We start from the raw sequence: 19483 nt of genomic DNA, 5'->3' as shown, positions 1-19483 counted from the left end.
CTTTTGTTACTTCAAGATATCAAACGATTCCAGCAGTTGGCTCGCACGCAAGGTTTAGACATTTCTGTCTCTGGCTGGCAGTATGGGTAATTGAGAATGGTGCAAGATGTCAGTTTCAACGGGTTTGAGCTTTCAGCCGGAAATTTGTTTCACGGCTCTTTCGTTGGTAGTATCACCTGCGACTTCCTCTCCTGAGTCCTAAATTTACAAATCAAATAGGACTTCTATGGTAGCGATTATTTATTGCTTATTACTTATTAATTATCGGTTAGTTAATATTAATTATACTTTGGTTTCTCACCTGCTCAAACTTCACATCCCTCCAGGGGGGAAAAATAGGCTGACGCGCGAGTCCAACCTCCGCTGACTTACTTACTAACGTTGCGAGCCAACACTACTTCAAAAGTAGACCCTTGTCCCAGCTTACTCACTACTGATATTTTACCGTGCATTAATTGTACTAATGAGCTAGTGATCGCAAGTCCCAAACCTGTACCAGCATACCTTTTGGAGAGGGATTGATCGACTTGCCGAAATTCTTCAAAAATATGGTTTATGTTTTCCTGGGCAATGCCAATACCTGTATCTTTAACAGCGATCGCAACTTCATTAGGAGAAACTTCCCACAGCTTGACCCATACACCACCGGAATCGGTAAACTTAATCGCATTGGAAAGAAGATTTACCAAAATTTGCCGCACGCGAGCGCTATCGTTGATTATTTGCGGGTTAGCTAAATCTGCCTGAACCTCTAAACTCAGGTGCTTTTCCGAAGCAAGCGATCGCAATTCATCAGTGGTTGCTCTGACTAGATGCACCAGGTTAAATTCGTCTGGTTTGAGTTCCAGTTTTCCGGCTTCAATTTTCGATAAGTCGAGAATGTCATTGATTAGCGTTAACAGGTGTTTGCCATTGCTGAGAATCCGTTGCACCATGTCTTCTTGGTGTTCTGTAAGCGGATTTTGCCGCTGGCGCAACAGTAACTGAGAAAACCCAATCACAGCATTCATTGGTGTCCGCAGTTCGTGGGACATGGTGGCGAGAAACTGCGATTTCAATTTAGCAGCTTCCATTAGTTGCAGGTTTTGCAGTTGAATCTGAATTGAAAGGCTTTCCAGATCCCGGTTTTGTTGACCCAAGATTTCATTCTGATAAGCTAAACGTTCCTCTCGCTCCTCTAAAGTATTAATCAGACGAGCATTATTGATAGCGATCGCTGCTTGTTCTCCCACCGCCGCCAGTAGAAATCCGTCTTCCTGGTCAAAAGCATGAGAGTCTTCCCAATTACCAATCGCCAGCACTCCTAGCCGTCCCGCTTGCGCGGACTCAATCGCCACCACATACATCGAAGCAGCCATCTCGGAACCTGTTTGGCTGTGTCCCTCTTTCCCTCTTTCCTCGTCCTGAATCAGCTGGGAAATTCCTGTCAAAAACACCTGAGAAAGCAATCCTTCCTCTGAAGCAAAGCCATTTTCTAGCTGCAACTTGTCTGTACCTATTCCCGCCGTGACCGTCAGCACCAAGCGATCGCATTGGGGATTTTGCAACATTATGAAACAAAACTCAGCGCCTGCGATCGCATCGCAAACCGCTTGCACCATCACCCGCAACAACCCTGGTAAATCTGACAGACGCTGGTTGAGTAAATTTGTCAGTTGCTGTAGCGTCCGCAGTTGTTGCTGTTGTTCCCCCAGAATGATAATTGCCTTGCGTAAATTATTACTCGCTTCCTGCGCTTCCCGATATAGTTGCCCATTTTCCACCGATAAGGCCGCACGACGGGCGAGTTCTTCCGCCAGCGCTAAGTCTGATACGTCGTAGGCTCCTTTTGCTTGGGTGCAAACCAACGAAATCGCCCCTAGCGCCCGCCCGCGCACCAATAGCGGCACTACTATATAAGAGCGGAAGCCGATATCCCGAACTATTTGCAGGTGTTCGGCATCGTGGGTAGCTGCTTCCAGCATATCGTCGGTAATTTCTCGAACTAATTCCGAGTTGCCAGTACGCAACACTTTCATCGCCGGATGTCCTCCGTCGATGTCCGGCGGGTAGCGGTGCTTTAGCTGGCGCACCAAATTTTCTTTGCTAGGATCTGAAACAGCCGCCCCCAGCCGACGCACTAAGCCATCCGCTTCCAGAATGTCTATTAGGCACAAGTCTGCTATGTGATTCACCACCAGTCGCGCCAGAGTTTCCATAGTCGCCTGGTAGTCTAGGGAAGCAGAAAGGACGGCACTAGCCTCAGCCAGGAAACGCTGCCTTTCTAAGGCTTGCTTGCGTTCTGTAATGTCGCTAATAATACCTGACATCCGAAACGCTTTGCCTGTGCTATCCCGTTGCGCTTTGCCTTTGGCAATACAGTAACGATATTCCCCGGAGACATGGCGCAGTTTAAATTCCACATTACATTCACGCTCTAGCTCTAGGTGAGCGGTAACGATCTCGATGATCCGCTGTCTATCTTCTGGATGTATTAGTTGACAAAACGCATCGTAAGTGCTTACAAACCCATCACCGGACAAGCCAGTGATTTCAAAACAGCGCTCATTGCAGTAAATTTGGTTTCTAATGATATCCCAGTCCCAAATCCCGTCGTTTGATCCTTCTAGAACAAATCGGTAGCGTTGTTCGCTTTCTTGGAGTAGCTGATTTGCTCTCTGGGCAAGCGTTTCAGCCCGATTCAGCCGAATGGCATTTCTGAGTGAGCGGGCGAGACTTTCTGGGGAGACTTTGCTTTTAGAAATATAATCTGATGCACCTGCTTTCATCACCTCAACGGCGATTTGTTCGTCTCCTTGGCCAGTTAATACTACCAGGGCGGCTTTGAAACCAGACGAACGGATATCTTGCACCAAGCTCAGTCCGTCACCGTCAGGGAGGCGATAGTCAAGGAAAACGCAGTCAAAATCATCATGACTTAAAGATGCGATCGCTTCTTGACAATTGATTGCTTCCACCACTTCCATTTTTATGCCAGCAGTTTTTAGCGATCGCCGCACCGCCATTCGATCTACTTCATCGTCATCAACTATCAGTATCTTTAAAGTTTCTTCCATGTAAATTAGTTTTAGTCTGTTGTCTGTTGACGTTTTAAAGTTTGAATATCTCCAAGTTTTAATGTGTTGTAATAATTTCTAACGTTTCAACTTGACAACTGACTAATTACGGCATTTCACTGAGCATCCAGTATTGATTGAGTGTTGCCACTGCTTCCACAAATTTAGTAAATGTTACTGGTTTAAGAATATAGCCTGCCACATTCAAATTATAAGCTTCCACCTTATCTTTGTCTTCATTGGAAGTAGTGAGGACAATCACGGGCGTTGATCGGAGTTCCGGATCTGCCCGCAACTCTCGCAAAAACTCAATTCCGCCCATTTTCGGCATATTTAGGTCGAGTAAGATTAACCGACGCTCTCGCGGAATTTTTGTTACATTGTCCTCATCCCGCAAAATAGCCAGCGCTTCTAACCCATTGTGGGCGACATAAAAGGGATTGGTGATATTGTTTTTTTTAAAGGCTCGTCGCACCGTCATCACATCAACTTCATCGTCATCAACAAGCAACAGATTTGTCATTTTACCTTCCATATTCTAAAAATAATTAAAACTGGTAATTGGGAGCATCCTCCCCCAGTCCCAAATTACTTACTTTTTGGCTGTTTGGGCCAGGTGAAATAGAAAGTTGCTCCTTGCCCTAATTGAGATTCCAGCCAAATTGTTCCTCCTTGCTGTTCAATAATTTTCTTAACAATAGCTAGACCAACACCAGTATTTTCTACCTTGTCTCGCGCTTCCAGTGTCTGAAACATCACGAAAACTTTTTCATGATATTGGGGAGCGATCCCATTTCCGTCATCTACGACCGCAAATTCGTAGCAGGTTTCTCTATTCTGGACAGATATTGTCACATTTCCCTCTGACCAAGGGTGGTGTTTAATACAGTTGCTCAGCAGATTAGCAAACACTTGCTCTAAGAGCAAGCGTTGTGTAAATAACGTTGGCATTCCCGGCTCTATAGTGATGGTAAAGGTTGGAGGAGCTGCCAAGGAGCCGATAATGTTTGGCAGTAAGGTTGCTAAGTTTACAAGTTCTGGTGGTTTGTTCACCCGTCCGATGCGGGAATACTGCAAAAGTGCATTAATTAATGCTTCCATGCGATGAACGCGCCCCCGCAGTAAATCCATGTTATGGCGCGTTTCCGGGTCGAGTTTATCTTCGATATCTTCTTCAATCCAAGTCGAGAGATTTGCGATCGCTCTCAATGGTGCCTTCAAGTCATGGGAGACAATATAAGCAAACTGGTCGAGTTCTTTGTTGCGTTTCTCTAGGTCAATGTTAGTCTGGGCGAGAATACCACTCAGACGGGTTAATTCCTTCGCACGGGTAAGCAAATCTTCTTCAGCTTTTTTGCGCTCGGTGATGTCAATACAAGAGCCAATATAGCCAGCAAAAGTGTCATCGGGTATAAATCGCGGTCTTCCTCTATCCAAAACCCAGCGATACTCCCCATCTGCACGCAAAAGACGGTATTCCATCTGGAAATTTTCGCGGGCGTTAAAAGCCGTCATGTAGGTATCTAAGCAACGTTGGAAATCATCTCGATGCACCCCTTGAGTCCAACCGTTGCCCATTTCTTCCTCCAGAGTTCGTCCCGTGAAGGTAAGCCAACTTTGATTGAAGAAATTACACAGTGCATCTGTCCCGGACATCCATAACAACACTGGCGCACTATCTGCCATTGTGCGGAAACGTTCTTCGCTTTCTCGCAATGCTGCTTGCGATCGCTTATTCTCGGTGATATCCATGCACACGCCGAGCATTCTGACTGCATTTCCTGTTTCGTCGCAAAAAACCTGACCTTTTCCCCCAATCCAGCAGATATTGCCGTTAGGGGAAATAATCCGGAATTCAATGGCGTAATTGGTTTTCCGCTCTACAGATTGCGCGATCGCTTTCTCTACAAACTCCCGGTCTTCAGGATAAATCTTTTCAATAAAATCGGCAAAAGTCCCGCTTCCAGTAGCTATAGCATTCATAGGTTCCAGCGTATCCGACCACGCCAGCTCCCCCGTCAGAATGTTCCAGTCCCAAATCCCTATTACTCCCGCGTCTAGGGATAACCGCAGTCTCTCCTCACTTTTACGCAGCGCTGCTTCCGTCTGCTGTCGCTCAGTAATATCTAAAACCAGAGACAGCACCGAAACCACATTCCCCGACTCATCTACTAAAGCCGAGTTGTACCACTCGCAGTAGATAATCGAGCCATCTTTCCTATAGTTCCGGTTTTGAGAAATATTACGCCGTTCGCTGCCATTGAGTAACCGGGATACTACCCCATTGACAGATGCCAAATCTTCAGGTACTACGAATTTCCATTCGCTCGGATGTTTACCCATTAGTTGGTCGTCCCATCCGAATAGGGTTTCGGCTTGCTGCGACCACTTGATCACCCGAAAGTTACTATCCCACTCAATGACTGCTAGTGGTGAGTTTTCTAGATGGAAGCTGAGTATCTGGAGTGCATCTTGTGTAGTTTCTTGCTTTTGGGTAGGGATAGCGCGATCGCCTTGCAGCTTTTGGCGATAAGTATTAACCACACTCGCTACGCTTGTTGTCGCCAAAGTAGTTTTACTTTGGCCGCTTCTAGTTTCTTGATGCTTTTTTACCTGCAAGAAAGTGGCTAAAACAGAGGTTAACATTCCTCTTTGGATGCCACCATACAAGACACCAATTAAAATAGCGATAAAAATCAAGCTAAAATAGCTATTTTTTTCACTATTTATATTTAGAGTGTCTACTAGCAGTTTAATTAGCAAAGCTAGTATTACCGCTACTATAGGGACACCGTAACGCATAAGCTGAGAGCAAACCACTAGGCAAAAGCTCCATCCTCCTAATGACAAAATGCCACACAACAGCTTCTTCGGCATCCACCACTAGGAGGGCGACCAATTTTTTTCATAGTTTTGCGTTTTGAGTAAAAACGCCTTCTAAATGTAGAGACTTTGCTAGCAAAGTCTCTACACGCGGGTATACAAACTAAGCTACCTTACCCTTAGGGAACGCTTCGTCTACAGCCTATAGGCGTGTATTTAACGAGCAAACTTCTCGCCTCTCAACTCCTAACTCATAACTTCTAACTCCTCGCTTCTTGGCGCAGATTTAGACCAGGTAAAGCGAAATGTCGATCCTTGACCTATTTGAGATTCCAAGCGGACGCTTCCCCCTTGAGCCTCGACAATTTTTTTAACCAGAGATAAACCAACGCCAGTGTTTTCTGCTGTATCGCGGGCTTTTAAGGTTTGAAAAATCTCAAAAACTCTCTCATGGTACTCGGTAGCAATTCCTGGGCCATCATCTGCTACGGCAAATTCGTAAAAGTTGCCTTGGTCTTGAACAGATATTGTCACCGTTCCATCGGCTCGATCGTGGTGTTTGATGGCGTTGGAAAGCAGGTTGGCAAAAACTTGTTGTAAGAGCAGGCGTTGGGTGGAAAGAGTGGGCATTCCCGGTTGTACGCTGATAGTAAAGGCGGGTGGGGGTGCTTGGGAGTCTACGATCTCTGCTAGTAAGTTAGCAACGTCCACTTTTTCAACTGATGCTTTGACTCTTCCGACGCGGGAATAATGGAGGATGCCATCGATCAGTGCTTCCATACGATGAACGCGCGATCGCAGTAAAGTTATATTGTGCTGGGTTTCTTCGGATTGACCAGGTAAATCTTCTTCAATCCAAGTGGAGAGGTTAGCGATCGCTCTCAAGGGTGCTTTCAGGTCATGGGAGACAATATAAGCAAACTGGTCGAGTTCTTGGTTGCGTTTTTCTAGGGCGGTGTTAGTTTGAACCAGGATAGAACCTAGTCTGGCTAATTCTCCTGCACGCGATCGCAAATCTTCTTCAGCTTTTTTGCGGTCGGTGATGTCGCTGTTAATTTCCAGAATTGCTAACGGTTCCCCGTCATCATCCACCTGCAACGACCAACGACTAGAAACAGTAATCTTGCTTCCGTCGCGCTTGGTGTGAACAACTTCACCCTTCCAATAACCTTCTTCTTGGAAGACTTCTTGAATTTCTTCTAACGGTTGCGGAAATTCGGTTTTGAATAAGGCATGGCTCAATTGACCAATCGCTTCTTCTTTTCTCCAGCCATAAATCCGCACTGCACCCTGATTCCAATAGGTAATCAGATCGTGGCGATCGCGCACAATAATCGTATCATTCGCCAAGTCGAGCAGAGTCGCTTGTTTTCGCAGAATTTCCTCCGACTGTTTGCGCTCCGTAATGTCGCGGACAATCCCAATTAACAGGTGCTGATTGTCCAATCGCATTTCGCTAAAGACTAACTCCATCGGGAACACTGTCCCATTCTGCCGCTGTCCCACCGTCTCTTGCAGCCGCCGAATTTTGGAATAGTCATTGCCAACAAAGCGGTTCAGAGTTTGGACGCTATCACCGCTAAAGTATTGTGCCAGCAAGAGTTTCAGGTTTTTGCCAACAACTTCCTCCGGTTCATAACCAAACATCATCCCCGCAGCTTTATTAAAAGACTCCAGGTGTCCCTGCTCATTGATAGTAATAATCCCATCAACCACATTATCCAAAATTGCTTGGATGCGAATGTTACTTTCGCGCAAGCCAGTTTGCCGTTCTGCGAGTTCCCGGTCTAACTGGTCAAACAGATACACAGCTGCCAGCGAGCCTACCACCCCAAGTATTACCGTAGTGCCTAGTACGCCTATGGTAATTACCTGCTGCTGGTTTAATTCCTGTTTGCGCTGAGAAAGCAGTATCTCCTCTTCCCTAGAAAAATCAGTAATTTGCCGACGAATGGCATCCATAGTGATTTTGTCTTGAGCATCCAATCTGAAGGTGTCAGTGGCTCCTTGTTGGATGGCTCTTAACCTAGCCACATTTTGGTTCATAATGTCGATTTTTCGCTGGGAAAGCGATTGAATCTCTCGGACTCGTTGTTCCTGTTCTGGTTTATTTTTGACTAGCTGACTCAGTTCCTCGATAGTGTGAGGAATGCTAGCCATCCCAGCATCATAGGGTTGCAGATATTCAGGGCGATTCGTTAGAGCATAACCCCGAACTCCAGTTTCGGCATTCACTAAAGCTGTGAGCAAGCGATTGGCATACAAAAGCACCTTTTGAGTATGGTCTACATACTGTTGCGCCACTGCGTTACTGCGTTGAAGTGCCGCAAACGCTACTACTGAAGTTAAAAGACACAAAATGGGAATGGCAATAATCAGCGCACCCCGCCGACGCACGGGTAAGTCTGACCAGAGAAGACGCAGTTGTTGAGTTCCAGAGGCGGTCATTACGAACTTCTTGTTTTGTGCTTTTATTTCAATCCCTGATAGGGATTAATATAGAACCACCCCTGTTCCAACAAGTCAAACCCTAATAGGCATTAGGCAGACTATACCATGTCCATGAGGCAGCGCTGTATTTGCTTTGCCCTAATCCCCAATCCCTCTTGAAGATCGAGATTTTAAGAAATCCGCAAAAAGGGTGATTCTAAGGCTGCCAACCCGGTATACTCATACCAGCGCTAGTTGAAAACCGTGATTGTTCTAATGGCACCGACTCAAGCAATGTGGAGAATTATAGCCGATAACATCCAGCGATTTCCAGCAACGTATATCTCTGGCTGCGATCGCGTGGTGTGCTTTGGCTGTGTTCCGTGTTTGAGTATAGGGTCTTGACAAAATCAAGAGCAGTGGTGGTTTAAAGGGCGCGATCGCTCACAGGTTTGTACTACAATTAACCAGTCCCTAAACTGTCACCAGAAACAAACGCTGCCCTTGACATTAATGTAGTGTAATGTTTACCTAGACTACCCTTAGTAAACAAGAGTGCTGAAATTTGCTTGGGAGGGAATAAATTATCAGAACACTGAAGGGATGCACTTTAATTGACTGCTGCAAAATGTTTATAAACTCAATTATTTTAAGAAAGTCATAGAATTGGAAAGTGTGGAAGTAAAAGATGAGCCAAATTCGCGTAGCTTTAATTGAAGACCACGACCTAACCAGGGTCGGGATACGAACAGCGCTGCAACAGCGTGGGGAAATAGAATTTGTCGGCGAGGCAGCAAATGCCGCCGAAGGTCTGAAGTTACTGGAAGCGACCAAGCCAGATGTCGCCATTGTCGATATTGGTCTGCCAGATATGGACGGGATTGAATTAACAAGAACGTTCAAAGAAGCGCAGGCGGCATTGGAAGACCCAGCTAACACGAAAGTATTGGTGTTGACCTTGCAAGATGACGAAGAAGCAGTGCTGGCGGCATTCGCAGCAGGTGCAGACTCGTACTGCATGAAGAATATCAGTTTTGATAAATTGCTGGAAGCGCTGCAAGTGACTCACGAAGGCAACGGATGGATTGATCCAGCGATCGCCCGAATTGTCTTAAGGCAGACCAGAGCCAGTCAAGCAGGAGGCGATTTAGCACCTGCATCAAAAACGGTAATAATTCATGCTACAGAGCCAGAATACTCTCAGCTAATAGAAGCTTACCCGCTGACAGAAAGGGAATTGGAAGTTCTGCAACTGATTGTAGAAGGCTGTAGCAATGCCGCGATCGCCGAAAAACTATACATCACCGTAGGAACCGTAAAAACCCACGTCCGGAACATCTTAAATAAGCTGTGTGCCGATGACCGCACACAAGCAGCTGTGCGTGCATTGCGCTCTGGTTTAGTAGGATAAACACTGTTGAGCCATCATTTAAAATGCAAAATTAAAAATTTAATCATCACTTTTTAAATTTTTAATTTTGCATTTTAAACGTTTTATCAGCTGTCGTTCTGACCAAATCATCAACCAGCGGCATCTGACAGGGTAAAAACGCTTTTAGCGTTGTCTCCGGTTGGCTGTATTAAAACAAAGTATGACCATTTGGATTACCCTTAAGCTGTCGATGTTTAATCTTAACCCTCAAGCGATATATGGAGAGGAGGTGACTGGGGAAGAGGTGAAAAGCAAAAATGGGGTGTTAGTAATTACCTTTTTTCCAATCCACAATCTACAATCCACAATCCACAATCCAAAATTGGTATGAGCCGATGAGTCAGGCAGAAGGGAGCAAACTCAAACTGATGGTGGTTGATGATGAGCATGACAACCTAGATTTGCTGTATCGAACATTCCGCCGAGATTTTCGAGTCTTCAAAGCCGACAGTGCCGCCTTGGCGCTGCAAGTATTGGAGGCAGAAGGGGAAATGGCTGTGATTATCTCTGACCAGCGAATGCCCCAGATGAACGGCACGGAATTTTTAAGCAAAACAGTTGAGCGCTTCCCTGATACAATTCGCATCCTGTTAACCGGATACACCGATGTTGAAGACTTGGTGGATGCAATTAACTCAGGTCAGGTATTCAAATACATCACCAAACCCTGGAACCCAGAGAACCTGAAAGCAGTAGTTCAACAAGCCTCAGAAACCTACAAGGTTCTAAAGCAAAGAACAAACGAACTGCGCCGTGCTTTGCGACGAGAAGAACTGTTTAATGCGGTGACAACTGCCATTCGGGAGTCACTGGACTACAACAGTATGCTGCAAACGGTTGTCAATACAATCGGTCAGACATTTGAGGCAAGCCGTTGTATTCTCAGACCAGTAGAAGGCGATCGCTTGACGAGCGAAGCCTTCTCATACCAAGATCCTAATGCCGCCGCTAGTCAATTCCCTAATATTGATTCCGCCCTGGAAGCTGCCCTTGAGACTCACCAAACACAATTGGCTCAAGGCGAAGAACAAGGAACGCAATACACCCATCTAGTTGTACCCCTGATCTACCAGCAGCAGCAGCAATCAGTTCTCTGCCTCTATCAGGACACTCAAAATGGGATGTGGGAACCCCAAGAAGTGCAGCTAATTGAAGGTGTTGCCGAACAAGCAGCATTGGCAATTTCTCAGGCAAAACTCTACCAGCGCACGCAACAGCAGGCTCAGCAAATGCGCGCCGAACTAGAGGTAGCACGGCAAATTCAAAACAACCTACTGCGGCAAAGCTGGCCAGAAGTAGAAGGTCTTAAGGTACAAGCCTGTTGCGTAGCAGCTAGAGAAGTGGGGGGTGATTTTTTTGAAGTATATTTCCATCCCCAAGGCGACATCTGGCTGGCAGTAGGAGATGTATCTGGTAAAGGTGTACCAGCCGCATTATTTATGGCTAGTGCGATTTCCGTGTTGCGCCGGGAACTGGCTCAAGAAATTTCTCCGGAGCCAGATGTCGTAATGCGGAATTTAAACAGTATTATGTCAGATGATTTAGTCAGCACTAACTGCTTTATTACAATGGTGCTGGCTCGTTATACTCCAGCAGATCATACTCTCGTCTATGCCAATGCTGGTCACATCTATCCCCTCATATGGTCGCATCAAGCAGTGTTGCAACAATCAGCACAACTTGAGGACTCGGCACTTGAGCCGAATTTCCTGAAGACTCGTGGCATTCCTCTAGGGATTTTACCAGTCTGGAAAGCCAAGCAGGGACAGGTAACTTTAAATGCAGGGGAAATATTCTTGCTGACGAGTGACGGGATCACCGAAGCGACTGTCACTCAGTCGCTCGAACCGGGTCAATCTGATGTTGGTGGGAGCTTAGAACCCCAGGGTAGTATGCTGACACAAGATGGTCTTTGGAAACTTCTTAGGCAAGAGCCAGCGCCTTTCAATTTGACCAACTTATTAGCCCGCATTCGAGAACAGACGAACAACGTTCAGGAAGACGACCAAACTATACTCTCTCTGGAGGTTCTTTAAATAAATGAGAACTGAGCTGCACGTACCAAGTGACTTAAAGTTTTTGACGATTGTCGAAAGCTGGCTGCTGGGCTGTTTGGAAGTTGAGCTGACCGACTCGGTTGATTGGCCTCGTCAATCGAATCGCTTACGATTGGCTTTGGTGGAGGCATACTCAAACGTGGTGCGTCATGCTCATAGAGATCAACCAAATCTGCCAGTGTTGATTCGTCTGGAGCTGAAAGATCGGGATATTGCTCTAGAAATTTGGGATCACGGTCAGGGATTTGATTTATCAACTTATCTACCACCCAACCCGGATGATAAACAGGAAAGCGGCTATGGTTGGTTAATTATGAACCGACTGATGGACAGGGTGGAATACCGCTTACAGGTAAATGGTCGCAACTGTCTGAAGCTGGAAGCAAGTTTACCAGAGGCAACTAAAGCTTAGGGACGTATCAGGGAATATTCAATTAGGGTGTCTTACAGTTAAACGCAGGGGACTCAAGCAAAGCTTTTGACCTAAAATTTGCTTACCTTTTAAAGCTGGTTGTTGACAATGGGGATGGGATAGCTTTGTAAAGGAGCTTCAAGAAAAAACCTGTTTGTCAAGTTTTACTAAGAAGAATTGATTTAATCTAATTAATATTTACTATTTGAAAAAGTTAAGACATTAAATTTTAATTTTGCGTTGGCGATCGCTATGAAACAGTTGTTTCCCCTGGCTCCACGTTACCGCCTTGATGATGAATCACCCTGGCTGGAGGGAATCGATCCAGCACGCTACTACTGGATTGCGGTAAATGGCGATCGCACTCTGAAAGTAGCAATTCCTGGCTTAAATGTATGCTCTCTGGATGAGTGGAAGCAAACAATCCGGCTGTTTAGAGCTATGCAGCCAGAGGAGCAGATGAGGATAGAGCGGACAACCTGTTTTTGTACAATTCACTGTATCAGCGAAAATTGCTTTGCCGTAGCGTCTGTTGTGAATGGCGCACCCGTATGGCACCTTTTTGACCAAGAAACACTCGAAAGTCTGCTGCGGACAAGTCACCCAGATTGGGTATGCGCTCCCAAGGATCTAGAGTTATGGCGTGAGATGTTGGCACTTTCTTGGCAACAATCAGCAGCGTAATCAAATTGCCCTCGTTTCCAAACTGGGACTCGGAACGCCGATTGGGAGGTGCCTCCTTCCTCTTCAAATTTAAGCGTGTTAACGAAGCGGCGCTTACCCGCCGCTTTGTTAACACGGTAGGCATTCTCAGTCTGTGACTCTTAACGAGAGACAATATCGTTTAGCGGCGTAGATTTAAGAGTTCTTGGGGAGATGCCAAGAGTTTGATGGTGGCGGAAATAATTTGATGTTCTGGGTTAAGGATAAATAGCCAGGAGACATTGATACCAAACACAGGTGTTTGTACTTTGCCGCTGACTTGGACTTGTGTATTAGTGTCTTCTAAAGTTTCGGCAATTCCCTGACGGGGAGAAAGTGTAAATCCTTGGGCTTCTGCTTTCAGGTAAGATGCGATCGCATCTGGCCCCTCTATCGCCGACTCAAACGGAGGGTTCATTGCTCCATCTTCTGCAAACAAAGCAGCTGTTGCTTCAAAGTCACTTGCGTTCATCGTTTCAAAGTAACGCAGTACCACTGGCTCATTTAGTCCTTCAATTTTCAACTCAGTGGTAGAAACAGATTCGGTTGCGGGCAAATTGTCGGCAAGTGTCATCAGTTTAAGAAGAAACCACGCTATTAGTATTAAACAAAAAAGCAGGTTTATACCTGCTCTTTTAGAGGGATTTTCCCAAAATGTTCTCATTAGACATTTTTATAAGAAAAACAGTACAGAAAAGCTAAACTATATAGTTTTTTATTGACGTTAGAATGAAATTCGGATAATTAAAAACGTATCCAAAATGAGTGTGAAAGTTTCCGTCAGCAGCAGTCAGGTGAAGCAACTCGCCTTGGAGTTGGGATTCCACAAGGCGGGAATTGCGGCTGTAGATGGGGCAGCAGACGGTTTAGAGACGCAGAGATTGCAGGCGTGGCTGGCACAAGGCTATCAGGCAGATATGGAATGGATGGCGAATCCCAAGCGTCAGGATATTCGCCTGGTGATGCCAGAGGCGCGATCGCTTATTTGTGTTGCCCTCAACTATTACACGCCTCAGCAGCGCCCCGAAGGCAGCGAATATGCGAAAATTTCCCGTTACGGTTGGGGACGGGATTATCACAAAGTTTTGCATAAAAAGTTGAAAGCACTAGCTAACTGGTTGCAAGAACAAGGCGAAGGTATTCAGGCACGTTACTATGCTGATACTGGGCCAGTGCAAGATAAAGTCTGGGCGCAGCAGGCTGGGATTGGCTGGATTGCCAAAAACGGGAATGTCATTACGCGAGAGTACGGTTCTTGGGTATTTTTGGGGGAAGTTTTGACTAACCTCGACTTAACGCCTGACTTGCCTCATACTGAACATTGTGGGACTTGTACTCGTTGTCTAGATGCTTGTCCTACGGGTGCAATTACTCAGCCCTTTGTGGTAGACGCTTCGCGGTGCATCGCTTACCACACGATTGAGAATCGAACTCAAAAGTTGCCGGATGCGATCGCCCCCCATTTACAAGGCTGGGTTGCTGGTTGCGATATCTGCCAGGATGTTTGCCCTTGGAACCAGCGTTTCGCTAAGCCTACTGATGTTGCAGAGTTTCAGCCTTATCCTGCAAATGTGGCTCCCACTTTAACAGAACTAGCTGAAATTTCTGATGAAGAATGGGATCGTCGGTTTCCAGCCTCAGCCCTGCGGCGGATCAAACCAGAGATGTTGCGGCGCAATGCCAGAACAAATCTAGAAGCTTCAGGCAACTAAACCAATAAAATAGGGTGGAGATGTGGGCGGTACCCAAAACAAAATTTATCCCAAGTTGAGATACACCCAAACCGATGACCGAAAAAGCCATTATTTTTGATTTTGATGGCACAATTGCTGATACGTTCGATGCCATTGTGAGTATTACTAATTGTTTAGCCTTAGAATTTGGTTATAAGCTAGCCACTCTAGAGGATATAGAACAATTCCGAAATTTAAGTTCTAGAGAAATTATTCACAAATCTGGCGTTTCCTTCTTTAAGTTACCCTTTCTGCTGAGGAAAGTTAGAGCAGGCTTAAATAATAAAATTCAAGAGCTAAAACCATTTCCCGGAATTAAAGAAGCTCTTATAGAGCTAAAAGCTCAAGGTAATACTTTAGGAATTATTACTTCTAATTCCCAAGATAATGTGACATTATTTTTGGAAAATAACGTATTTTTAGAAGTCTTTGATTTTCTTTACTCAGCTCCTACTGTTTTTGGCAAGCACAAGGTAATAAATAGTTTTTTAAAACAACATAAAATCAAACAACAAGATGTTATTTATGTTGGAGATGAAACTAGAGATATAGAAGCAGCTAGAAAAAGTAATGTGAAAGCGATCGCAGTCAGCTGGGGGTTTAATTCCAAAGAAGTGTTAGCCAAGCATAATCCAGATTTTCTAATTTACAATCCTCACGAATTGATTGAAGTTATAGAAAGCTTGAAAAAACAGAGTTTTTAAAAACCAGGCACAGGATTAAATTACCAAATTTGTAGAAGCAAGTAGGTTGGGGAGCCCCCCCCGTGCGCGGGTTCCCCGCGTTGAGGGGCGTGGCGTTTGAGGTAATTAAACCCAAAGCTAATATTAGTTTTGTTGGGTTGGGAGCATCTCTTTACTTGTCCTTATAAGACTTTTCCTACTGATAGGTAGTGCTAAAGGTCATTTCTAATTTGTACAAGTTCTTGGTGTTCAAATTCTGTCAGAGTTTCTAGCGATAATAAAGGTGTGAATGATCCGTTGTACTGCTCTTGAAATCTTAAAATACGATGAACATCGTCTATAGATAAATTGCGGGCGTTTATTAGTGTCATAAGTTAATCAATAGCTAATGGTAATAAAGTTAGTAATGAGTCATTAGCTCATTGCTAATGACTCATTACTAACGCGAGGTGATTGCCATGCCAGTTTGTGGATCGAAGAAATGAATTTTTTCTGGTGTTAAGGATAACCACAAACGATCGCCTATTTTCACCTCTTTATCTGGTGGGATTCGGACTTGTAAGGGAGATGTGGTGGGTGAATCAAGCAAAGTTACAGATAAATAAGTTTCGTTGCCTAGTGCTTCCACCAAATCAACTCGCACCTGTAGATTTTTAGGGGCGGGAACGCCGATACTTAAGTGTTCGGGACGGATGCCTAAAGTAAGCGATCGCGTGTCGTATTTTTGCAGTGTCGATGCCCAAATATCAGGTAAGGTGAGGCGAAACTGAGAATGGGTAATTAACAAAGGGGCTTTCACCTGTACTGGGAGAAAATTCATCGGCGGAGAACCGATGAATTCCGCCACAAAGCGGTTAGCAGGATGGTTGTAAATTTCCAAAGGTGCGGCGATTTGCTGGATTTTACCGTGATTCATCACCGCAATGCGATCGCCCATCGTCATCGCTTCAGTTTGGTCGTGGGTGACGTATATTGTTGTCGTACCTAGTTGTCGCTGAAGCTTGACAATTTGGGCCCGAGTTTCCGCCCGGAGTTTAGCATCTAAGTTAGATAGGGGTTCGTCCATCAAAAACACTTGGGGGTTACGCGCGATCGCTCGTCCCAATGCAACTCGCTGCTTTTGTCCTCCCGATAGTTGTTTTGGCAACCTGTTTAAGAGTGGCTCAATTTGCAACAATTGAGCAACCGTCCGTACCTGCTCATTAATCGCTTTCTCGCGTTCGGGTATGTAGCGAAGATGTTTAGGAAGCGATCGCGTCATCTCCACCAACAGATTTTCCGCCCAAATTGGCAAAGAAGACTTAGGAGTGAGTAAAGGGTTTTTCTCCCCTTCTCCCCCTCTCCCTGTGCGTCGCAATCCAAAGGCGATGTTGTCATAAACCGTCATGTGGGGATAGAGGGCGTAGCTTTGAAACACCATCGCGATGTCTCGTTCCTTCGGCGGTAAGTCGTTCACCAAGGAGTCGCCTACCCAGATATTGCCGCCAGTCAACTCTTCGAGTCCGGCAATAATCCTTAACAGGGTACTTTTGCCGCAACCAGAAGGCCCCACCAACACCATAAACTCACCATCTTCCACCGTCAGATGAATCCGTCGCAAGACATTCGTATTTCCAGTGGGCGAAGACTTGTCTGCTTCATCTACTGATGTCAGCATTTCTGCCGTTACTGGTGCGACAACTTCCCCTTTACGAACGGAAAAGCTTTTGTAAACGTTCTCTATAACAACTTTTGCCACGATAAATCAATATCCACTACCAATCTATTCTCGGTTACTTACAAAGCAGCGCAACAATCAGCGTTGCACATTGATTGGATGTGCCAACTGGTAACGTATAACACTCTTCTAAGCCGTTGAGGTAGGCTATTAACCCCTATCGCCTACAGTTAACAGTAGCCGCACCCTTTAGCCTGTGGGCTTATCCGAGCCGTATTACCCCCATTGCCTACCCAACAGCTAAATAAAATCTAAATCGAAAATAAAGATCCTGCTTAAGCTTGCTATTAGCTATCTGCTAGCTTATGATTGATTAATCAGTCAATCAATATTGAACCATGCCTGCACGGGATGAGCAAGACTTTGAGAGTCGGCGACAGCAGATTATTGACGGTGCTTTGGAAGTCTTTGCCAGCAAAGGCTTTGAGAAGGCGACCAACAAAGATATTGCCCAAGCCTCTCAGATTGGCTCACCTGGTCTGATTTACCACTACTTCAAGGATAAAAGCGACCTGTTCCAGCAGGTAGTACAACAACGCATCCCTTTGCTGCAATTACTCACCCACAGCGAAGAGATGATGACCAAACCACCGCAGGAAACGCTTACCCTCTTTGCCAGCACGTTTCTCAAGATAGTGGATAATCCCACTGCGATCGCGCTGATGAAGCTGATGTTAGGTGAAGCAACTCGCCGCCCTTTGGTTGCTGAAATGATTAATACCATTGGGCCTGGGCGCGGTTTTGCCTTCTTAACTCGTTATCTAGAAAAGCAGATGGATGCAGGTGTGCTGCAAACCATGAATCCAGGGGCAGCAGCACGATGTTTCATTGGCCCTTTGATCGCTTACGTTCTTTCGCGAGAGGTTTTTCCACAGCCTGATGCCCAGGATTTAAGCCCGCAGACGATGGCGACGACTGTGGTTGAAGTTTTTTTGTGGGGCATGGAAAAAGGCAATCCTGTAAAAGGATATGGGGAATAGGAGCGTTAAGAGTTAGGAGTTAAAAGCTACGAGTTATGAATCCCTCACTCCTAACTATTTATTGATTAATCAGTCAATCAAGAAGGAGTTGTTTTTATGACTATCAACACAACATCCACTCAGAATCAGGAAACAACCAAAACCTACGAAGTAATAGATGTACAGCAGACAGATTGCTGCATCGTAGGTGGGGGGCCTGCGGGTGCTGTTCTGGCGCTACTTATGGCGCGTCTTGGGATTGGGGTGATGCTGCTGGAGGCGCACAAAGACTTTGATCGCGACTTCCGGGGGGATACACTTCACTCTTCAAGTATGGAGATTATGGAACAACTGGGACTAGCTGACCGTTTGCTCCAGCTACCTCACACCAAAATTCGTCAAATGAGCATTATTACCCCGTCAGGTTCGCTAACGCTTGCCGACTTCAGTCGCCTCAAGACTCCCTACCCGTACATTACGATAATGCCGCAGGTGCGATTCTTGGAATTGATCGTGGAGGAGGCAAAACGTTACCCTAACTTTGTGCTGGTGCTGGGTGCAAACGTGCAGGAGCTAGTTGAAGAAGATGGTGAGATTCGGGGCGTGCGATATCGGGGACACGGTGGCTGGCACGAAGTGCGATCGCGTCTTACAGTCGGCGCGGACGGTCGCCACTCCAAAATGCGTCAACTGGCTGGCTTTGAAGCTATCAGCACCTCACCCCCGATGGATGTCCTCTGGTTCCGCTTACCGCGTCATCCAGAAGACCTAGAGGGTCTGATGGGTCGCATTGGTAGCGGTAAGATAGTGGCTATGCTTGACCGTTCCGACACCTGGCAAGTTGCGTATGTCATCCCCAAAGGTGGCTACCAGCAGATTCGGGCTGCGGGTCTGGAGGCGCTGCGAGAAGCAATTGTAGAGGTGGTGCCAGAATTTAGCGATCGCGTGCAGCATCTTCACGACTGGTCGCAGATTGCCTTTCTCAGTGTCGAGTCGAGTCGCTTAAAGCGTTGGTATCGTCCAGGGCTGCTGCTCATCGGTGACGCTGCTCACGTAATGTCGCCTGTCGGGGGAGTTGGTATCAACTACGCCATTCAAGATGCAGTTGTAGCGGCAAATGTACTGAGTAAGCCGCTGAGGACGGAGCAGTTAAAACTGAGCGATTTAGCGGCGGTGCAGCGTCGGCGCGAGTTACCGACACGAACTATACAGGCATTTCAGTCTTTTGCCCAGAAGCAAATTATCGCCCCGGCGATCGATCCCAATCGGCAATTTAAACTGCCAGCGATTCTCCGCTTGCCGATTTTACGCGACCTTCCGGCGCGATTAATAGCCTTCGGGATTTTGCCTGCTCATGTTAATTAGTTATGGCTCAATAACTAATAGCTAAGAGGATGTCCCAGAATCAAAAGTTAATTTAATCCCTCCCAGCCGCTGCGCTAGAGAAAAAGGGGAGAATCAAGTCTTAGTCCCCCTTGA

Annotated in this window: 15 protein-coding genes; 9 read left to right on the top strand and 6 right to left on the bottom strand. The window is 46.0% G+C overall.

The features are described 5' to 3' along the window. Positions 1-368 precede the first annotated feature (368 nt). From NDI42_RS20995 to NDI42_RS20980, 4 genes are all read right to left on the bottom strand, one after another. The gene (locus NDI42_RS20995; protein ID WP_190458244.1) at positions 369-3056 is read right to left on the bottom strand and encodes an ATP-binding protein; all 2688 of its coding nucleotides are present in this window, start codon (positions 3054-3056) and stop codon (positions 369-371) included. 106 nt (positions 3057-3162) lie between these two features. Then, positions 3163-3591 (bottom strand): response regulator, encoded by a 429-nt coding sequence (locus NDI42_RS20990; RefSeq protein WP_190437801.1) that lies wholly within the window; start codon positions 3589-3591, stop codon positions 3163-3165. 53 nt (positions 3592-3644) lie between these two features. Beyond that, positions 3645-5858 carry a PAS domain-containing sensor histidine kinase gene (locus NDI42_RS20985; RefSeq protein WP_190458242.1) on the bottom strand — a complete coding sequence of 738 codons (2214 nt, stop codon included), beginning with the start codon at positions 5856-5858 and terminating at the stop codon, positions 3645-3647. 267 nt (positions 5859-6125) lie between these two features. After that, positions 6126-8327: a sensor histidine kinase gene (locus tag NDI42_RS20980; protein ID WP_190458239.1), complete on the bottom strand. Its 2202-nt coding sequence runs from the start codon at positions 8325-8327 to the stop codon at positions 6126-6128. A 670-nt stretch (positions 8328-8997) separates the two neighbouring features. Between NDI42_RS20980 and NDI42_RS20975 the strand changes: the two genes are divergently transcribed. From NDI42_RS20975 to NDI42_RS20955, 5 genes are all read left to right on the top strand, one after another. After that, the gene (locus tag NDI42_RS20975) at positions 8998-9720 is read left to right on the top strand and encodes a response regulator transcription factor (protein WP_190427327.1); all 723 of its coding nucleotides are present in this window, start codon (positions 8998-9000) and stop codon (positions 9718-9720) included. 356 nt (positions 9721-10076) lie between these two features. Then, positions 10077-11777, top strand: a complete 1701-nt coding sequence (locus NDI42_RS20970; RefSeq protein WP_190458237.1) for a SpoIIE family protein phosphatase — start codon at positions 10077-10079, stop codon at positions 11775-11777. Between the two features lie 4 nt (positions 11778-11781). Beyond that, positions 11782-12210 (top strand): ATP-binding protein, encoded by a 429-nt coding sequence (locus tag NDI42_RS20965; protein ID WP_190427323.1) that lies wholly within the window; start codon positions 11782-11784, stop codon positions 12208-12210. A gap of 252 nt (positions 12211-12462) precedes the next feature. After that, positions 12463-12894, top strand: a complete 432-nt coding sequence (locus NDI42_RS20960; protein WP_190458235.1) for a hypothetical protein — start codon at positions 12463-12465, stop codon at positions 12892-12894. Between the two features lie 5 nt (positions 12895-12899). Next, a complete protein-coding gene (locus NDI42_RS20955; protein WP_348231470.1) occupies positions 12900-13031 on the top strand; it encodes a hypothetical protein in 132 nt (43 codons plus the stop codon). A 23-nt stretch (positions 13032-13054) separates the two neighbouring features. Here NDI42_RS20955 and NDI42_RS20950 read toward each other — a convergent pair whose 3' ends face one another. Then, the gene (locus tag NDI42_RS20950; RefSeq protein WP_190458233.1) at positions 13055-13486 is read right to left on the bottom strand and encodes a ketosteroid isomerase family protein; all 432 of its coding nucleotides are present in this window, start codon (positions 13484-13486) and stop codon (positions 13055-13057) included. Positions 13487-13673: 187 nt separating this feature from the next. On the opposite strand from NDI42_RS20950, the gene queG reads away from it, so the two are divergent. After that, the gene (queG, locus tag NDI42_RS20945) at positions 13674-14624 is read left to right on the top strand and encodes a tRNA epoxyqueuosine(34) reductase QueG (protein ID WP_190458230.1); all 951 of its coding nucleotides are present in this window, start codon (positions 13674-13676) and stop codon (positions 14622-14624) included. 74 nt (positions 14625-14698) lie between these two features. Continuing rightward, a complete protein-coding gene (locus NDI42_RS20940; protein WP_190458228.1) occupies positions 14699-15349 on the top strand; it encodes an HAD-IA family hydrolase in 651 nt (216 codons plus the stop codon). A gap of 418 nt (positions 15350-15767) precedes the next feature. On the opposite strand, the gene NDI42_RS20930 is transcribed toward NDI42_RS20940, so the two are convergent. After that, positions 15768-17066 (bottom strand): ABC transporter ATP-binding protein, encoded by a 1299-nt coding sequence (locus NDI42_RS20930; RefSeq protein WP_348231467.1) that lies wholly within the window; start codon positions 17064-17066, stop codon positions 15768-15770. Between the two features lie 317 nt (positions 17067-17383). Between NDI42_RS20930 and NDI42_RS20925 the strand changes: the two genes are divergently transcribed. Together NDI42_RS20925 and NDI42_RS20920 are read left to right on the top strand one after the other, a co-directional pair. Next, positions 17384-18025 (top strand): TetR/AcrR family transcriptional regulator, encoded by a 642-nt coding sequence (locus tag NDI42_RS20925; RefSeq protein WP_190458226.1) that lies wholly within the window; start codon positions 17384-17386, stop codon positions 18023-18025. Positions 18026-18121: 96 nt separating this feature from the next. Continuing rightward, positions 18122-19369 carry an FAD-dependent oxidoreductase gene (locus NDI42_RS20920; RefSeq protein ID WP_190458225.1) on the top strand — a complete coding sequence of 416 codons (1248 nt, stop codon included), beginning with the start codon at positions 18122-18124 and terminating at the stop codon, positions 19367-19369. Positions 19370-19483 lie beyond the last annotated feature (114 nt).

The organism is Funiculus sociatus GB2-C1 (assembly GCF_039962115.1).
GTDB classification, from domain to species: Bacteria; Cyanobacteriota; Cyanobacteriia; order Cyanobacteriales; family FACHB-T130; genus Funiculus; species Funiculus sociatus.
Note: the sequence above shows the minus strand (reverse complement) of the source record. Positions and strands in the feature narration are given on the sequence as shown.

What these genes read in the sequence shown, in the direction of transcription:
- NDI42_RS20995 (WP_190458244.1), bottom strand. Translation starts at nt 3,056, where the DNA reads ATGGAAGAAACTTTAAAGATACTGATAGTTGATGACGATGAAGTAGAT.
- NDI42_RS20990 (WP_190437801.1), bottom strand. Translation starts at nt 3,591, where the DNA reads ATGGAAGGTAAAATGACAAATCTGTTGCTTGTTGATGACGATGAAGTT.
- NDI42_RS20985 (WP_190458242.1), bottom strand. Translation starts at nt 5,858, where the DNA reads ATGCGTTACGGTGTCCCTATAGTAGCGGTAATACTAGCTTTGCTAATT.
- NDI42_RS20980 (WP_190458239.1), bottom strand. Translation starts at nt 8,327, where the DNA reads ATGACCGCCTCTGGAACTCAACAACTGCGTCTTCTCTGGTCAGACTTA.
- NDI42_RS20975 (WP_190427327.1), top strand. Translation starts at nt 8,998, where the DNA reads ATGAGCCAAATTCGCGTAGCTTTAATTGAAGACCACGACCTAACCAGG.
- NDI42_RS20970 (WP_190458237.1), top strand. Translation starts at nt 10,077, where the DNA reads ATGAGTCAGGCAGAAGGGAGCAAACTCAAACTGATGGTGGTTGATGAT.
- NDI42_RS20965 (WP_190427323.1), top strand. Translation starts at nt 11,782, where the DNA reads ATGAGAACTGAGCTGCACGTACCAAGTGACTTAAAGTTTTTGACGATT.
- NDI42_RS20960 (WP_190458235.1), top strand. Translation starts at nt 12,463, where the DNA reads ATGAAACAGTTGTTTCCCCTGGCTCCACGTTACCGCCTTGATGATGAA.
- NDI42_RS20950 (WP_190458233.1), bottom strand. Translation starts at nt 13,486, where the DNA reads ATGACACTTGCCGACAATTTGCCCGCAACCGAATCTGTTTCTACCACT.
- queG (WP_190458230.1), top strand. Translation starts at nt 13,674, where the DNA reads ATGAGTGTGAAAGTTTCCGTCAGCAGCAGTCAGGTGAAGCAACTCGCC.
- NDI42_RS20940 (WP_190458228.1), top strand. Translation starts at nt 14,699, where the DNA reads ATGACCGAAAAAGCCATTATTTTTGATTTTGATGGCACAATTGCTGAT.
- NDI42_RS20925 (WP_190458226.1), top strand. Translation starts at nt 17,384, where the DNA reads ATGCCTGCACGGGATGAGCAAGACTTTGAGAGTCGGCGACAGCAGATT.
- NDI42_RS20920 (WP_190458225.1), top strand. Translation starts at nt 18,122, where the DNA reads ATGACTATCAACACAACATCCACTCAGAATCAGGAAACAACCAAAACC.